This window comes from Streptomyces roseoverticillatus (assembly GCF_000719265.1).
GTDB classification, from domain to species: Bacteria; Actinomycetota; Actinomycetes; order Streptomycetales; family Streptomycetaceae; genus Streptomyces; species Streptomyces roseoverticillatus.
In genome coordinates, this window is record NZ_JOFL01000003.1 from 216,988 (window position 1) to 230,957 (window position 13,970).

Annotated in this window: 11 protein-coding genes; 5 read left to right on the forward strand and 6 right to left on the reverse strand. The window is 73.6% G+C overall.

Features of this window, described 5'->3' with window-relative positions; all coding sequences use genetic code 11:
• Nucleotides 1–60: 60 nt before the first annotated feature.
• The gene (locus IF61_RS0104780; RefSeq protein WP_030364960.1) at nucleotides 61–1,251 is read left to right on the forward strand and encodes a cobalt-precorrin-5B (C(1))-methyltransferase; all 1,191 of its coding nucleotides are present in this window, start codon (nucleotides 61–63) and stop codon (nucleotides 1,249–1,251) included.
• On the opposite strand, the gene IF61_RS0104785 is transcribed toward IF61_RS0104780, so the two are convergent.
• The 3 genes from IF61_RS0104785 to IF61_RS0104800 form a co-directional block, all read right to left on the reverse strand.
• A complete protein-coding gene (locus IF61_RS0104785) occupies nucleotides 1,248–2,498 on the reverse strand; it encodes a serine hydrolase domain-containing protein (protein ID WP_030364961.1) in 1,251 nt (416 codons plus the stop codon). The two genes, IF61_RS0104780 and IF61_RS0104785, sit on opposite strands and share 4 nt — an antisense overlap.
• A 41-nt stretch (nucleotides 2,499–2,539) precedes the next feature.
• Complete coding sequence (gene cobM / locus IF61_RS0104790) at nucleotides 2,540–3,301, reverse strand: precorrin-4 C(11)-methyltransferase (RefSeq protein ID WP_030364962.1); 762 nt, start codon at nucleotides 3,299–3,301, stop codon at nucleotides 2,540–2,542.
• A gap of 118 nt (nucleotides 3,302–3,419) precedes the next feature.
• Nucleotides 3,420–4,700, reverse strand: coding sequence for a bifunctional cobalt-precorrin-7 (C(5))-methyltransferase/cobalt-precorrin-6B (C(15))-methyltransferase (locus IF61_RS0104800; RefSeq protein WP_052392397.1), 1,281 nt, complete (start codon nucleotides 4,698–4,700; stop codon nucleotides 3,420–3,422).
• 131 nt (nucleotides 4,701–4,831) lie between these two features.
• On the opposite strand from IF61_RS0104800, the gene tsaD reads away from it, so the two are divergent.
• A complete protein-coding gene (gene tsaD, locus IF61_RS0104805) occupies nucleotides 4,832–5,896 on the forward strand; it encodes a tRNA (adenosine(37)-N6)-threonylcarbamoyltransferase complex transferase subunit TsaD (RefSeq protein ID WP_030364964.1) in 1,065 nt (354 codons plus the stop codon).
• Between the two features lie 259 nt (nucleotides 5,897–6,155).
• Here tsaD and IF61_RS0104815 read toward each other — a convergent pair whose 3' ends face one another.
• Nucleotides 6,156–6,830 (reverse strand): PhzF family phenazine biosynthesis protein, encoded by a 675-nt coding sequence (locus IF61_RS0104815; RefSeq protein WP_030364965.1) that lies wholly within the window; start codon nucleotides 6,828–6,830, stop codon nucleotides 6,156–6,158.
• 10 nt (nucleotides 6,831–6,840) lie between these two features.
• The gene (locus IF61_RS0104820) at nucleotides 6,841–8,334 is read right to left on the reverse strand and encodes an SDR family NAD(P)-dependent oxidoreductase (RefSeq protein WP_030364966.1); all 1,494 of its coding nucleotides are present in this window, start codon (nucleotides 8,332–8,334) and stop codon (nucleotides 6,841–6,843) included.
• 256 nt (nucleotides 8,335–8,590) lie between these two features.
• Between IF61_RS0104820 and IF61_RS0104825 the strand changes: the two genes are divergently transcribed.
• A complete protein-coding gene (locus IF61_RS0104825) occupies nucleotides 8,591–8,833 on the forward strand; it encodes a chaplin (protein WP_030364967.1) in 243 nt (80 codons plus the stop codon).
• A 344-nt stretch (nucleotides 8,834–9,177) separates the two neighbouring features.
• Here the strand turns inward: IF61_RS0104825 and IF61_RS0104830 are convergent, their stop codons facing one another.
• Nucleotides 9,178–10,008, reverse strand: a complete 831-nt coding sequence (locus IF61_RS0104830) for a SigB/SigF/SigG family RNA polymerase sigma factor (protein ID WP_043187769.1) — start codon at nucleotides 10,006–10,008, stop codon at nucleotides 9,178–9,180.
• Between the two features lie 378 nt (nucleotides 10,009–10,386).
• Between IF61_RS0104830 and IF61_RS0104835 the strand changes: the two genes are divergently transcribed.
• Both IF61_RS0104835 and IF61_RS0104840 read left to right on the forward strand, forming a co-directional pair.
• Nucleotides 10,387–12,807: a phosphoketolase family protein gene (locus IF61_RS0104835; protein ID WP_030364969.1), complete on the forward strand. Its 2,421-nt coding sequence runs from the start codon at nucleotides 10,387–10,389 to the stop codon at nucleotides 12,805–12,807.
• A 148-nt stretch (nucleotides 12,808–12,955) separates the two neighbouring features.
• Nucleotides 12,956–13,957 carry a LacI family DNA-binding transcriptional regulator gene (locus IF61_RS0104840; protein ID WP_030364970.1) on the forward strand — a complete coding sequence of 334 codons (1,002 nt, stop codon included), beginning with the start codon at nucleotides 12,956–12,958 and terminating at the stop codon, nucleotides 13,955–13,957.
• Nucleotides 13,958–13,970 lie beyond the last annotated feature (13 nt).

Here is a 13,970-nt window from a genome sequence, read left to right on the forward strand (position 1 = left end):
GCCGGTCCCCCACATTGTGGGTGTTCACCGTCGCGGCGGGAAAATCTTCCGGAGCGCCCCATGACCGACGTCGCCGATGCCACCGCAACCGCCGGTACGCCCGGCGAGGCTCCGGGTACGGCCGGCAAGGCCGCCGGCGGGCGCGCCGCCCAGCTGCAGCACACTGGTCTCCGCCACGGCTGGACGACCGGCGCGTGCGCGACCGCCGCGACCACCGCCGCATACACGGCCCTCCTCACGGGCGAGTTCCCCGACCCCGTGACGATCACCCTGCCCAAGGGGCAGACGCCCGCGTTCGCTCTCGCCGCTGAGCAGTTGGAGGAGGGGCGGGCCATGGCCGGCATCGTCAAGGACGCCGGTGACGATCCGGACGTCACCCACGGTGCGCTGATCCGTGCGACGGTACGGATCCTCCCGCCCGGTTCCGGGGTCGTGTTCCGGGCCGGGCCGGGCGTGGGCACCGTCACGCGCCCCGGGCTGCCCCTGGACGTGGGCGAGCCCGCCATCAACCCCGTGCCCCGGCAGCTGATGCGCGACCACGTCGCCGGGGTCGCGGCCCGGCACGGCGGCTCGGGCGACGTCGAGATCGAGGTCTCGGTCGACCACGGCGCGGAGATCGCCCGCTCGACCTGGAACCCCCGGCTCGGGATCCTGGGCGGCATCTCCATCCTCGGCACCACGGGCATCGTCGTGCCGTACTCGTGCTCCGCCTGGATCGACAGCATCCGGCGCGGCGTGGACGTGGCCCGCGCGGCGGGCCGCCGTCATGTCGCGGGCTGTACGGGATCGACGTCGGAGAAGGTCGCGGTCGCCGTGCACGGCCTGCCGGAGGACGCCCTGCTGGACATGGGCGACTTCGCGGGCGCGGTGCTGAAGTACATCCGCCGGCACCCGGTGGACCGGCTCACCGTCGCGGGCGGCTTCGCCAAGCTGTCGAAGCTGGCCGCCGGCCACCTCGACCTGCACTCGGGGCGGTCCCAGGTCGACAAGGGGTTCCTCGCGGAGCTGGCCCGCCGCGGGGGTGCCGGCGAGGAGCTGGCGGCCGCCGTCGCCGCCGCCAACACGGGCCTGGAGGCCCTGCGGCTGTGCGAGGCCGCCGGCGTCCCGCTCGGTGACCTGGTCGCCGCCACCGCCCGCGACGAGGCGCTCGCCGTGCTGCGCGGCGCGCCCGTCGCGGTCGACGTCATCTGCATCGACCGCGCGGGCGCGATCGTGGGGCGGGCGGGGCCGGTAGGGCCCCGTGGGGACTAGCGGAGGGTGTTGACCGTTGCGGCGGTCAGCTGCTTGTCCTTCGCCGGCTTGTCCGCCGCCGGCTTCGGCAGCGCCCCGCAGAACTCGCCCTCAAACATGTTCTCGAACGGCGGGCTCTCGTTGAGCCAGTCACCGTTGATGTTGAAGGTGAGCATGTGCTTGCCGTCGCGCGTGCCCGCGGCCCCGGTGAGGGAGCCCCAGACGACGCCGTCGTGGCCGTACACCTGCACGCCGCAGGTCAGCTTGCGGGAGATGATGCCGAGGCCGTAGGTGTAGTGCTCGCCCGTCTCGACGGTGGTGAGCATCTCGTCCAGCTGCTTCTTCGGCAGCAGCTTGCCCTGCAGCAGGCCGCTGAAGAAACGGTTGAGGTCGCCGCTCGTGCTCACGGCCTCGCCCGTGGCGCCGGACCAGGACGGCCGGTACTCGGTGGCGTCGTAGATCTCCGGGCCCGGGTCCGGCACGTAGAGCTTCGAGTAGCCGACCGGGTGCGGTGCCGGCAGCTTCGGGTCCGTGCCGGGGAAGGTCGTCTCCTTCAGGCCCAGCGGCTTGACGATACGGCGCTCGGCCTCGCGGGCGTACGGGTTCCCCGTCGCCTTCTCGATGATCATGCCGCCGAGGACGAAGTTGGTGTTGGAGTACCGCCAGCCCTTGCCGGGCTCGAAGTCCGGGCCGTACTTGATGCCCATGGCCACGATCTGCTGGGGCGTCTTGATGTCGTAGCGGTGCTCGAAGAAGCCCTGGCCGTTCATCTGCTCGTTCCACTCGGGCGTGTACACCATGTCGTGCACGCCGCTGGTGTGGTTGAGGAGATGACGGATCGTGATCTTGTTGGCGTCGTAGCCGTTGCCCTTGACCACGCCGGGGAGCCACTTCTCGACGGAGTCGTCGAGGCTCAGCTTCCCCTCCGCCTCCAGCTGCAGCAGGACCGTCGCGACGAAGGTCTTCGTGATGCTGCCCGCGCGGAAGTGGTCGGCGGCGGTGCGCTTGCGCTTCGTGGCGGTGTCCGCGTAGCCGGCGGAGCCGGACCAGGTGCCCTTGGGCGTGAGGGTTCCCGCGGCGACGCCGGGCATGCCGGCGGCGACGAGGCCGTTCAGGGCGGCCTGGGTGGCGGCGTGGCTCTCGGCGCCGGTCTCGGCGCCGGCCGGGGTGGTGGCTGCGGTGGCCGGGCCGATCGCGGTGGCTGCGATCGTGGTTGCCGTGAGGGCTACGAGGGCTGCTCGTACGGCCTTTGACGTGCGCTTGGGCATGCTGGTCCCCCCTGGGATGATCATTTCCTAGTAAGCATAGGCTAACCTTCCTTTCCGCATGCGTTCCGGTCCCGGTCCACCGAGTACAGGTAGCTGTCCGGGAACTGTTCCGCCGCCAGCGTGCGGCCCACGACGATGACCGCCGTGCGGACCACTCCGGCCTCCCTCACCTTCTCCGCGATGTCGGCGAGCGTCCCGCGCAGGACCAGTTCGTCCGGGCGGCTGGCCATCGCGACGACGGCGGCGGGGCAGTCGGCGCCGTAGTGCGGGAGGAGTTCCGCGACGACCTCGTCGGTGTAGCGGGCGGCGAGGTGAAGGACGAGCAGGGCGCCGCTGCGGCCCAGGGTGGCGAGGTCCTCGCCGGGGGGCATGGGGGTGGCCTGGCGGGCGATCCGCGTGAGGATCACCGTCTGGCCGACCGTCGGCACGGTCAGCTCGCGGCCGAGGGCGGCGGCCGCCGCGGCGAAGGCGGGGACGCCGGGCACGATCTCGTACGGGACGCCGGCCGCGTCCAGGCGGCGCATCTGCTCGGCCACGGCGCTGAAGACGGAGGGGTCGCCGGAGTGCAGGCGCGCCACGTCCTGACCCGCTTCGTGGGCCCGGGTCAGCTCCTCGGTGATCTCGTCGAGGGTCAGGCCGGCGGTGTCCACCAGGCGCGCGTCCGGCGGGCATTCGGTGAGGAGTTCGCGCGGGACGAGGCTGCCCGCGTAGAGGCAGACGCCGCAGCGGGCGAGGGTGCGGGCGCCGCGCAGGGTGATGAGGTCGGCGGCGCCGGGGCCGGCGCCGATGAAGTACACGGTCACGGGGCGGGGTCTCCTGTCGGTGGGGGGTCGGTGCCGGGGCGGGGCCGGCCCTTCCGGGGCTGCATGATTTAGGCGGGCACTGTCAACACGTCAAGGAACTCCGAACTTCCGCCACAAATCACGCTTTACGCCCCTCCCAGGGCCGGCCCCGCCCCGGCCCCTCCTCCTCGTCCTGCGTCTGCGGCCCGGTCTTCACCACGGACCACTGGGTGACCGGCATCGCCTGCCTCCAGCCCGTGAAGCCGCCCACGGGGACCGCCTGGGCGACCGCCAGGCGGGTCAGCTCACCGCCGGCGCGGCCGTACCAGTAGGTGAGCAGCGACTCGGACTCGAGGGTGACCGTGTTGGCCACGAGGCGGCCGCCCGGAGGCAGGGCCTCCCAGCAGGCGTCCAGCAGGCCGGGAGTCGTGAGGCCGCCGCCGATGAAGATCGCGTCGGGGGTGGGGAGTCCGGTGAGTGCGGCGGGAGCCCGGCCGGTGACGGTCCGGAGGCCGGGGACGCCCAGTTTCTCGGCGTTTCGGGTAATGCGGGCCGCTCTTGCGGGGTCGCGCTCGATGGTGACGGCGCGGCAGGTGCCGTGGGTCCGCATCCATTCGATGGCGATCGAGCCGGAGCCGCCGCCGATGTCCCAGAGGAGTTCGCCGGGGGCGGGGGCGAGTGTCGCGAGGGTGACCGCCCGTACGTGACGCTTCGTCAGCTGGCCGTCGTGTTCGTAGGCGTCGTCGGGCAGGCCCGGCGTGAGCGGGAGGCGGGGCGCGCCGGGGGCGCGGTGGCAGGTGACGGCGATGACGTTGAGGGCATCGCCGGGGGCGTGGTGCCAGTCGTCGGCCGTTCCCTCGATGCGGCGTTCGGCCTCAGCTCCGAGCTGTTCCAGGACCGTCATGCGGCTCTGGCCGTAGCCGTGCGTGCGGAGGTGGGCGGCGACCTCGGCGGGCGTGTCCGCGCCGGAGCTGAGGACGAGCACGTGGTGGTTGTGGTGGAGGGCCGCGGTGAGCGTGGAGAGCGGGCGGCCTACGAGGCTGACCACTTCCGCTTGTTCGAGTGGTATGCCCAGGCGGGCGCAGGCGTACGAGACCGATGAGGGGTGCGGGAGTACGTGGAGCGCGTCCGGGCCGACGGTTTCGGCGAGGGTGCGGCCGATGCCGAAGAACATGGGGTCGCCGCTGGCGAGCACGCAGACGCGGCGGCCCGCGTGCGCCGCCAGCAGGCCCGGGACGGCCGGGCGGAGAGGGGAGGGCCAGGGGACGCGTTCGGCAGTGCAGGCGGCGGGCAGCAGGTCCAGCTGGCGGGGGCCGCCGATAATCACCTCGGCGGTGCGCAGCGCCTCCTGAGAGGCGGGGGCGAGGCCGGTCCAGCCGTCGGCACCGATGCCGACGACGGTGACGGGGGCGGGGCTCACGGGGCTGTCACCTCGGCGTTCGCTACGGGCTGGGGCACGGGAACTCTACTGACCGCGGACGGTGGCGCGGCATGCGGGCCCTTATTGCATATGCTGTGCAATTGCTATTGGAATGCGGGAGGTGCGGCGTGGTGCGTTCGCCGGTGGTGCTGGGTATCGAGTCGTCCTGCGACGAGACCGGCGCCGGGTTGGTGCGGGACGGGAAACTGCTGGGCCACGCGGTGGCCTCCAGCATGGACGAGCACGCGCGCTACGGCGGCGTCGTCCCCGAGATCGCGGCCCGCGCGCACGTGCACGCCGCCGCGCCCGTCGTGCACGCGGCGCTCGCCGACGCCGGGCTGACGATGCGGGACATCGGCGCCGTCGCCGTGACCACCGGGCCCGGCCTCTCCGGCGCGCTCCAGGTGGGCCTGGCCGCGGCGAAGGGGATCGCCTACGCGCTCGGCGTGCCGCTGTACGGCGTGCACCACCTCGCGGGGCACGTGGCCGCGGACACGCTGGAACACGGGCCGCTGCCGGACCCCTGCATGGTGCTCATCGTTTCCGGCGGGCACACGTCGCTGCTGCTCGTACGGGACCTGGCGCGCGATCCGATCGTGCACCTCGGTGACACGCTGGACGACGCGGCGGGCGAGTGCTTCGACAAGGTGGCCCGGGTCTTCGGGCTGCCCTATCCCGGCGGGCCCGCCGTGGACCGTGTGGCGCGCGAGGGCGATCCGCGGGCGGTGCCGTTCCCGCGGCCGCTCACGGGGCCGCGGGACGACCCGTACGCCTTCTCGTTCTCCGGGCTGAAGACGGCCGCCGCGCGGTGGGCGGAGCAGCACCGCGCGGCCGGGCGTCCGCTCCCCGTCGCGGACGGGGCGGCGTCCCTGCAGGAAGCGGTGGCCGACGTCCTCACGCGCAAGGCGGTGGCCGCGTGCGCCGAGCACGGGGTGGGGACACTGGTCGTCGTCGGCGGCGTCGCCGCCAACTCCCGGGTGCGGGCCCTGGCCCAGCAGCGGTGCGCCGCCGCGGGCATCGAACTGCGGGTGCCGCCGCTGCGGCTCTGCACGGACAACGGCGCGATGATCGCCGCCGTCGGCGACCTCCTGGCCCGCGCGGGCGCGGCCCCGGCCCCGCTGGACATCTCCATCGACCCGTCAGCCCCCCTGGAGTACGCGACGCTCCATCCGGTCGCGCGACGCGCCACGGTGTAGCCGGGGCGGATGGTTCGGCACCGCAGCGCCGGAAGACGGCGGCCGTGCCGCCCCACGACAGGCCCGTCCGGCACCGCCGACCCCCTGCGTGGGGGCTCATCACCGCCGCGGCGGAAAGAGCTGGTCGGCCTCCAGCCGCATCACTTCCGCCGCCACGGCGAGCAACCGCCACAGCGGCACTCGGCAGTGCCACCGCACTTCTTCCGCCGCCGCGGCGAACAACCACCGCGCTGCCATCCGGCGGTGCCGAGCCCTCCCGTCACTCCCCGATCGTTCGGACCCCTACGAAGTCGACCCCGCCGCCGAGCGTGACGCAGTCACCCTCGTACCGCGTACGGATGCATGAAGCCGAGCCCTGGGCGATGGTGAGGTCACGCCTCAAGGCGGCGGTGAGGGAAACCGCCGCCGCCCCCGTGGCCTCGTCCTCGGCGATGCCGTCGCCGCGGCGCGGGAAGCCCCGGGCGCGGACGCGGCCCGTCGGCTCGTGCTGCCAGGACCAGGCGTAGAGCCAGCCGTCGCCGGGCGGCGGGGCGGGGAGGGCGTCGACGTCCGCGGGCAGGGCGTGCTGCTGGAGGAGGCGGCCCGCGGACCAGGAGGCGCGGGCGCGGATCCACGTGGCGCCGTCCGCCGTCCAGGACGGCACGTCGCCCGCGGGCGGCCGCAGCACGTCCGCCGCATAGCCGGACTGCCGCAGGTGCCAGGCCATGCCCACGAGCGGGTGCCCGGCGAAGGGCAGGCGCCCGCTCGGGGTGAAGATGTCGGCCTCGCCGCGGGCGGGGTCGCCGACGAACACCGTCTCGCTGAAGCCCAGCTCCGCGGCCAGCCGCTGCCGGGCGGCGGCGCCGGGGACGGCCGGGCCGTCGTGGACGACTCCGAGGAGGTTGCCGCCGGAGCCGTCCGGGCCGGTGAAGACCCGCAGGACGCGGACGTCCACGGCCGGCGCCTTACCAGCCCGCCGGGCGGTAGTCCTTGAGGAAGCAGCCGTACAGGTCCTCGCCCTGTTCGCCGCGCACGATCGGGTCGTAGACGCGCGCCGCGCCGTCGACGAGGTCGAGGGGGGCGTGGAAGCCGGCCTCGGCGAGGCGGACCTTGTCCGGGTGGGGGCGCTCGTCGGTGATCCAGCCGGTGTCGACGCTGGTCATGAGGATGTTGTCGGTCTCGAACATCTCCTGCGCGCTGGTGCGTGTGAGCATGTTGAGCGCGGCCTTGGCCATGTTGGTGTGCGGGTGGCCCGCGCCCTTGTAGCCGCGGCTGAAGACGCCTTCCATGGCGGAGACGTTGACCACGTACTTGCGGCGCGCGGGCGACGCGGCCATCGCCGGCCGCAGCCGGTTGACCAGCACGAACGGGGCCGTGACGTTGCACAGCTGGACTTCGAGGAGCTCGACGGGGTCGACGTCGCCGACCGCCTGGATCCAGGTGTTCGTGGCGTCCAGGTCGGGGACGAGCCCGCCGGCGTCGATGGCGGTGCCGGCCTCGACGCGGGCCAGGGACGCGGAGCCGCTGGTGAGGGCGAGCTCGGTGAGGGCCTGCGGGGTGAGGGAGTCGTGCTTGCTGCCGGCGGGGGCGGGCAGCTCGGGCTGGGCGCCGCTGCCGAAGGCGCCGAAGACCTCGGAGGCGGGCAGCTCACCGGCGGGCAGCGGGGCGGCCTCGGCGCTGATCAGCTCGCGGTAGGCGGCCGGGGTGCGGCGCACCGTCTGGGCCGCGTTGTTGATCAGGATGTCGAGGGGGCCCTCGGCGCCGACGGAGTCGGCGAGGGCGACGACCTGCGCGGGGTCGCGCAGGTCAATGCCGACGATCTTGAGCCGGTGCAGCCAGTCCGCGCTGTCCTCCATCGCCTTGAAGCGGCGGATGGCGTCATTGGGGAAACGCGTGGTGACGGTGGTGTGCGCGCCGTCGCGCAGCAGCCGCAGCGCGATGTACATGCCGATCTTCGCGCGGCCGCCGGTGAGCAGGGCCCGCTTGCCGGTCAGGTCGGTGCGGGCGTCGCGGCGGGCGCGGTTCTCCGCCGCGCAGGGCTGGCAGAGCTGGTGGTAGAACGCGTCGACCTCGGTGTAGCGGCCCTTGCAGGTGTAGCAGGACCGGGGACGTTCGAGGATGCCGACGATCTTGGTGGCGGCGGTGGCGGCGAGCGGTATGCCGCGGGTCTCGTCGTCGATGCGGTCGGCGGCGCCGGTGGCCGTGGCCTCGGTGACGGCCTTGTCGTGCGCGGTCTTGGCGGCGCGGCGCTCCTGGCGGCGGCGCTGCTTGACCGTGCGGTAGATGCCGGACGTGGCCCGGCGGACCGCGATCGCGTCGGGGTGGTCGACGGGCAGTTCGTCGAGCTCTTCGAGCACGCTCAGGCAGACCGCCATGCGCTCGGGGTCGATGCCCGGCCCGTACTCGTCCGCTGCGCCCGCGCCCACGCGGCTGTCCTCAGTGACCTCGGTGACCGTCATCGCCGCTGTTGTTTCCCGGTTCGTCTGTTCGAATGAAGCTGCCAGGAAACTGTACGTATGCGGGGGTGGTGGCACCAAACCCGCAGGCGCGGGGCCTGCGCCACGGGCTTCACGCCCGGCACCCCGCGCCTCAGACATCACATACCACTTATTGGGTCTTCCGGGTTAATTGCGTCTTTCAGCGCCTATATCCGACCTGTCTCCACAGTTACACCGGACACAATTGCCGCTCACCACCCATGAGAAAGGTTTAGCCATGTCGCGTATCGCCAAGGCCGCCGTCCTGACCGCTGCCGCCGGCGTCGCCGTCACGGGCGCTGCCGGAGTCGCCTCCGCAAGTGCGGGAGCGAACGGCGCCGCCGTCGGCTCGCCCGGCGTCATCTCCGGCAACACCATTCAGGTCCCGATTCAGGTCCCGATCAACCTGTGCGGCAACACGATCGACATCATTGCCCTCCTGAACCCGACCTTCGGCAACACCTGCGTCATCGCCGGCTAGTGACCCCCGCGCCCAGGTGGGACCACCGGACCCACCTGCGCGGCAGGCGCGGGAAGGGTCACAGTCAGCCGCCGGAATCCTGACCTGCGCTTTCGTGGCGCCCATCACGCTCTGCGCGGTGGGCGCCACGGTCATGTCCGGCCGCCTCCCGCCCGCCCTCGCCGCCCTCGCCGCCCTCTGCCCCGGAGCGGCCGGGCCGCTGGGCGCCGGGGAGATCGGGTATCTCCACGACCGGCGGAAGGTCGGGGGTCAGGTGCGTATGGCTTGCGGTCATCGTCGGTGCCTGCCTTGTCGGAGAGGAAAGGAAAGAAAGAGGGGGAGAGGGGGGAGAGGACGGCGGCGGGTCAGCCCGGGGCCGGGGTGTGCTGCGGGGCCACCGCGGGGGCGAGGAGCTCCTCGCGCAGCCGCGCGCAGGTCCGGCTGAGGATGCGCGATATCTGCATCTGGGAGACGCCCAGCCGCGCGCCGATCTGCTTCTGGGTGAGGTTGCCGAAGAACCGCCAGTAGAGGACGTACCTCTCCCGCTCGGAGAGCGCCGTGAGCAGCGGTTTGAGGGACTGCCGGTCGACCACCAGGTCCAGCGCCGGGTCCGTCCCGCCGAGAGTGTCGGAGAGCGGGAGGTCGCCTGCGCCCAGCACCGGGTGGTCCAGCGACAGCGTGTTGTGCACGCCCTCGGCGGCCAGGCCCCGGCGCACCTCGTCCTCGGTCAGGCCGCACTCGGCGGCGAGCTCGGCGGGACTGGGCCGGGTGCGGGCGTCGCGCTGGCCGAGGGCCGTCTGCGCGGCGCGCACGGCCGTGCGGAGCTCCTGGTCCCGGCGGGGGATGTGCAGCGACCAGGCGTGGTCGCGGATGTGCCGCCTGAGCTCGCCGGCGATCGTGGGCACGGCGAAGGTCTCGAAGGCGTGGCCGAGCCGCGGGTCGTACCGGTCCACGGCGTTGACCAGCCCCAGCGCCGCGACCTGCCGCAGGTCCGCGGGGGTCTCGCCGCTGCTGCGGAAGCGCAGGCTGATGCGCTCCGCCATGGGCAGCCAGGCGGCGATGAGCTCCTGCCGCAGCCGGTCGCGCTCGGCGCCGGCCGGCAGCTCCGCCAGGCGGGCGAAGGAGGCGGCGGTGTCGGGGGCGTCGCGGTTGCGCCGCCGTGTCGCCCCCCGGTCCATGGTCGTCGTCCGGTCCATGGTCACAGTCCTCCTCGCTCCCGGGCAAAAGGAGTGCCTGCCGGCCGGAAGCACCTTCCGGTAGTTGCGGCTGCCCTGGCAGGGCCCCCGCAAACAGGTCGGCGGAACGCCTCCGCGGGGCCGCGGGGGCGGCGGCCGGGAGGCCGGTCGCATTCCCAAGGGTCACCCGGGCGGGCCGATTCCGCGACTCGGAGCATCTGATTAGTCACGGAAGGTGACAGGCTTCCGTGCGGCGGGCAAGGGCCGGGCGGGCCGCAAAGCTGGCCGGACCGGCCCTACGCGCGGCCCACCGGCGGCTGGCAGCGTGTGCGGTGCCCGGCGGCGGGCGTTTGGCGCGCCCGGCGGCGGGTACCCGGCACCGCGTCCCGAGGAGGCTGTATGCCCGAGCACGCCGACCGCACCGCCGGACCGGGAACGGGCGGACCCGCAGACCCGCGGCCGGACGGGCCCTCCGACGCCGAGCTGGCCGCGCTCGACGCCCACTGGCGCGCCGCCAACTACCTGGCCGCCGGCCAGATCTACCTGCTGAGCAACCCGCTGCTGTCCGTCCCCCTGGAACCCGAGCACATCAAGCCCCGCCTGCTCGGCCACTGGGGCACCTCCCCCGGCCTCAACCTGATCCACACCCACCTCAACCGCGTCGTCAAGGCGCGGGGGCTGAACGCCGTCTGCATCTGGGGGCCGGGGCACGGCGGCCCGGCGGTCCTCGCGAACTCCTGGCTGGAGGGCAGCTACAGCGAGGTCTACCCGGACGTGAGCCGGGATGCCGACGGCATGGAGCGGCTGTTCCGGCAGTTCTCCTTCCCCGGCGGCGTGCCCAGCCACGTCGCCCCGGAGACCCCCGGCTCCCTCCACGAGGGCGGCGAGCTGGGCTACTCCCTCGCCCACGCCTACGGTGCCGCCCTCGACAACCCGGGCCTGCTCGTGGCCTGCGTCGTCGGCGACGGCGAGGCCGAGACCGGCCCGCTGGCCGCTTCCTGGCACGCGAACAAGTTCCTCGACCCGGTCCACGACGGCGCCGTCCTGCCGGTCCTGCACCTCAACGGCTACAAGATCGCCAATCCCACGGTGCTCGCCCGGCTGCCCGAGGCCGAGCTGGACAAGCTCCTGCGCGGGTACGGCCACGAGCCGATCCACGTCGCCGGCGACGATCCCATGGAGGTGCACCGCGCCCTCGCCCACGCCATGGACCGGGCCCTGGAGCACATCGCGCTCGCCCAGCACATCGCCCGCGAGGAGGGCGTGACCGACCGCGTGCACTGGCCGGTGATCGTGCTCCGTACGCCCAAGGGCTGGACGGGTCCGCGCGAGGTCGACGGCGTGCCCGTGGAGGGCACCTGGCGCTCCCACCAGGTGCCGCTCGCCGGCGTCCGCGACAACCCGGAGCACCTGCGGCAACTGGAGGCGTGGCTGCGCTCGTACCGGCCGGAGGAGCTCTTCGACGAGGCCGGGCGGCCGCGCCCCGAAGTCCTCGCGCACGTACCGGAGGGCAACCGGCGGCTCGGCGCCAACCCGCACGCCAACGGCGGCCTGCTCACGCGCTCCCTGCCCGTCCCGCCCCTGGAGCACTACGCGGTGCCCGTCGACAAGCCGGGCGCCACTCTGCACGAGCCGACCCGGGTCCTCGGCGGGCTGCTGGCCCAGATCATGGCCGACACGGCGGTCAGCCGGGACTTCCGCGTCGTCGGGCCGGACGAGACCGCCTCCAACCGCCTCGACGCCCTCTACGCCGCCACCGGCAAGGCGTGGCAGGCCGAGCAACTGCCCACGGACGAACACCTCGCCCGCGACGGCCGGGTGATGGAGGTGCTGTCCGAACACCTCTGCCAGGGCTGGCTGGAGGGCTACACCCTCACCGGCCGGCACGGCCTGTTCTCCTGCTACGAAGCGTTCGTCCACATCGTCGACTCGATGGTCAACCAGCACATCAAGTGGCTCAGGACCGCGCGGAACCTGCCCTGGCGCCGCCCCGTGCCCTCCCTCAACTACCTGCTGACCTCGCACGTCTGGCGCCAGGACCACAACGGCTTCTCCCACCAGGACCCCGGCTTCGTCGACCACGTCCTCAACAAGTCCCCCGAGGTCGTGCGCGTCTACCTGCCCCCGGACGCCAACACGCTGCTGTGCGTCGCCGATCACGTGCTGCGCAGCCGTGACTACGTCAACGTCGTCGTCGCCGGCAAGCAACCCTGCTTCGACTGGCTCGACCTGGACGCGGCCCGCGCCCACTGCGCCCGCGGCGCGGGCGTGTGGGAGTGGGCGGGCACCGAGACCGGCGACCGGCCCCCGGACGCCGTCCTGGCCTGCGCCGGCGACGTCCCCACCCAGGAGGTGCTGGCCGCCGCCGACCTGCTCCGCCACGAACTGCCCCAGCTCGCCCTGCGGGTCGTCAACGTCGTCGACATGACACGGCTCCTGCCCCAGGAGGAGCACCCGCACGGCATGCCGGACACGGAGTACGACGCGCTGTTCACGACCGACCGGCCCGTCGTCTTCGCCTACCACGGCTATCCGTGGCTGATCCACCGCCTCGCCTACCGGCGCGCGGGCCACGCCAACCTGCACGTCCGCGGCTACAAGGAGGCCGGGACGACAACCACCCCCTTCGACATGGTCGTCCGCAACGACCTCGACCGCTACCGCCTCGTCATGGACGTCATCGACCGGGTGCCGGGCCTGGGCGTGCGCGCGGCGTCCGTACGGCAGGCCATGGCGGACGCGCGGACGCGGCACCACGCGTGGATCCGCGAGCACGGGGTGGACATGCCGGAGGTCGCGGAGTGGAGCCGGCAGGGGTGAGCCGCCGGCGCACAGGAGTGACCCACCGTCACGCATGACGTGGGTCACTCCGGCGAAACCTTGACGCCCCGGGCGTGTAATCGATTTCCTGACTCGCACGGCAGCCGCACGAAAACGATTGCACGACCGGGCCGGGAGGCGCAGCGCCATGGCGAACATCAAGGACGTCGCCGAGCGGGCAGGCGTCTCCGTCGCCACCGTCTCCCGCGTCCTCAACGGCCGCTCCCCCGTCGCCGGGACCCGCGAGCGGGTGCTGGCCGCCGTGGCCGAGCTCGGCTACCGGCCCGACGCCGTCGCCCGCGCCCTGCGCACCGCGCGCACCCGTACGCTCGGGCTCGTCATCAGCGACCTGCGCAACCCCTTCTTCACCGAGCTGGCCGACGCCGTCGAGCAGGAGGCCCGGCGGCTGGGCTACAGCCTGATCATCGGCAACGCCGGCGAGAGCACGCGGCAGCAGGACGACCACATCCGCACCCTCCTCGACCGGCGCATCGACGGCCTGCTGGTCAGCTCGGCGGGCACCGGTTCGGCGATGCTCCGCGAGGCCGCCGACGCCGGCACGCCGCTCGTGCTCCTGGACCGCACGGTGCCGGGCGTCGCCGCCCCGTGCGTCCGGGCGGAGGGCCGGGCCGCGCTGACGGAGCTCGCGGCGCACCTGGCGGCGCTGGGGCGGCGCCGGCCGGCCGTCATCGTCGCGCCGGCCGGGACACCCGTCGGGGACGAGCGCCTGGAGCTGTTCCGGGCGGCCCTCGCCGCCCACGGCATCGCCCTGCCGCCGGAGCGCGCCGGCGCCTCGCCGGACCTGCGCCCGGAGGGCGGCCGGCAGGTGATGCGGCGGCTGCTGGACCTCCCCGAGCCGCCGGACGCCGTCCTGGCCACCGACAACCTGATGGCGCTCGGCGCCCTGGACGAGGTGCGGGCGCGGGGGCTGCGCGTCCCCTCCGACGTCGCGCTCGTCGCCTTCGACGACGTGGCGTGGTTCGCCCACCTCGACCCGCCGCTCACGGCCGTCGCCCAGCCGACGCGCGCGCTGGGCGAGGCCGCCGTGCACACGCTGCTGGAGCGCGTCGAGGGGCGCGAGGCCCCGTCCGTGCTGCTCCCCGCCCGGCTCGTCAAGCGCCGCTCCTGCGGCGAACCGGCAACCGACTGACATCAGGAGAGGG

Excerpts from the sequence above, each read along its gene's own strand:
- IF61_RS0104785 (WP_030364961.1), bottom strand. The coding sequence starts at position 2,498 with ATGCCCAAGCGCACGTCAAAGGCCGTACGAGCAGCCCTCGTAGCCCTC.
- IF61_RS0104840 (WP_030364970.1), top strand. The coding sequence starts at position 12,956 with ATGGCGAACATCAAGGACGTCGCCGAGCGGGCAGGCGTCTCCGTCGCC.
- IF61_RS0104830 (WP_043187769.1), bottom strand. The coding sequence starts at position 10,008 with ATGGACCGGACGACGACCATGGACCGGGGGGCGACACGGCGGCGCAAC.
- IF61_RS0104780 (WP_030364960.1), top strand. The coding sequence starts at position 61 with ATGACCGACGTCGCCGATGCCACCGCAACCGCCGGTACGCCCGGCGAG.
- IF61_RS0104825 (WP_030364967.1), top strand. The coding sequence starts at position 8,591 with ATGTCGCGTATCGCCAAGGCCGCCGTCCTGACCGCTGCCGCCGGCGTC.
- IF61_RS0104820 (WP_030364966.1), bottom strand. The coding sequence starts at position 8,334 with ATGACGGTCACCGAGGTCACTGAGGACAGCCGCGTGGGCGCGGGCGCA.
- IF61_RS0104835 (WP_030364969.1), top strand. The coding sequence starts at position 10,387 with ATGCCCGAGCACGCCGACCGCACCGCCGGACCGGGAACGGGCGGACCC.